Genomic DNA, 1,676 nt, shown 5'->3' on the forward strand with positions numbered 1-1,676 from the left:
CCCCCGGTCACCTGCCCGGACGGCCCCGGCCCCGCACCCACCATCGCCAGCCCCGGCGCGGCCAGGTCCACCCGGGCTCCGGCGGCGGGCGCGACCTTGCCGTCGGGTCCGGCCGCGGCCACCGACAGCACGGCCGGACCGGACGCCGGCCGGGCCGGCCGTGGCCCGTCGCCGCCCCGGGCGTCGTCCGCCGTCGCCGGAACCACGAGGAGCACGCCGCGTCCGGCCGCGTACGCCACCGCCTGCGCCAGCGCGTCGTCGCCGGTCTCGGCGGGGGCCGCCACCGCGATGATCCGGGCGCCGCCGTCGACGGCGGCGCGGATCCCGGCGGCCAGGTCGCCGGGACCGGTCCGGCCGAGGGCGTCGGTGACCCGGACGGCCAGGATCCGCGCCCGCGGGGCGATCCCGGCGAACCCGGTCACCTCCCCGGGGACCGCGGCCCCCGCGGCCCCCGCGGCGCCGGCGGCCCCGGCTGCCCCGGTGGTTCCGGTGGGCGTAGGGACCCTGGCCGCGATCAGGGAGGCCACCAAGGTCCCGTGACCCACGCAGTCCTCCCCGGCCGGACCCCGCGAGCCCGGCCCGGACGCCGTCACCCGGCCCGCCAGGGCCTCCGTACGGACATCCACGCCGGAGCCGAGGACCGCGACGAGCACGCCCTCGCCCCGTGACAGGGGCCAGACCGCGTCCGGGCGCAGCACGCTCTGGGCCCATGGCGTACGGGCGCTGGTCTTGCCCGAGGGCGTGGCGCAGGCCGTCCGTTCGGACGGCAGGGTCTGCACCACCTTGGGCAGGGAGGCCGGATCCTCCGCGGCGGGCGCGGCCACCGCCGTCCCCGCCGGGGCGAGGGCCCCGAGCACGGCGGGCAGCAGCAGGAGGGCCGCCGGGGCGGACGCGGCCCGGTCCCCCGGCCGACGGGCCATCGTCATGCCTCCGTGCACGTGACGCGCACCGCTCCGGCGGCGTGGTGCGCGTGGGTCTGCCGGGAGCCGGACCAGTCCTGGCCCCGGGTGTGCAGCATCACGGCGAACCTGGCGCCGTCGACGTTGAAGCTGCCCGCGTCCACCCAGGAGCCTTGGTGGGCCACTTGCTTGATGCTGAACGAGCCCACGGTGCCGTTGCCCGGCTCGAAACTCTTCTGGACCGTGTAGTACGTGGGCGATCCGCCCACCGCCTGGACGTCGTTGTTGGCGGGGACGTGGACGTGGACGCGGCAGCTCGCGCCGCGCGCGAAGTGCGTGTCGAACTTCCACACCACCGAGTTGCCGTCGTCGCTGCCCGTGTGGCCGGACATCGGGACCGCGTGGTACCCGGTACCGTTGCAGCCCGCGCCGCCGTAGCCGCCCTTGTCGTACGGCTTCCAGCCCGTGCTGCCCTGGGTGTACCAGCCGTACGTGGTGTAACCGGTGTCGGAGGTACCGCACTTGGGCCCGGCCACGGCAGTGAAGGTCCTCGCCGTGGCCTGGGCGGTCGCGCCCGCACCGGATCCGGCCGCCCGGACGTTCTTGTCCGCGCCGGTGCTGCTGCCGTTCTGCCGGGCAGGCTGCGTGCCCCGGTCGGCGGTGCCGCCGTCGGGCCGGGGACCCCCGCCGTCGTCCTGGGCGCCGCTGGTCGTCTCGGCCCGGCCGGTGGGGCCGCCGGTCCCCGTCCCGTTGACGGAGCCCGGGTCGCCGCCGCCG

General features: G+C 78.0%; 2 protein-coding genes. Both read right to left on the reverse strand.

The features are described 5' to 3' along the window. On the reverse strand, nt 1-926 hold a 926-nt coding region (locus EF918_RS35465; RefSeq protein ID WP_221889795.1), incomplete at its 3' end, for a S8 family serine peptidase. Then, nucleotides 923-1,676 (reverse strand): hypothetical protein (locus EF918_RS37540; RefSeq protein WP_185922091.1); only part of this gene is annotated, 754 nt, incomplete at its 5' end. The genes EF918_RS37540 and EF918_RS35465, both read right to left, overlap by 4 nt.

Source organism: Streptomyces sp. WAC06614 (assembly GCF_003949795.1).
Classification (GTDB): Bacteria; Actinomycetota; Actinomycetes; order Streptomycetales; family Streptomycetaceae; genus Streptomyces.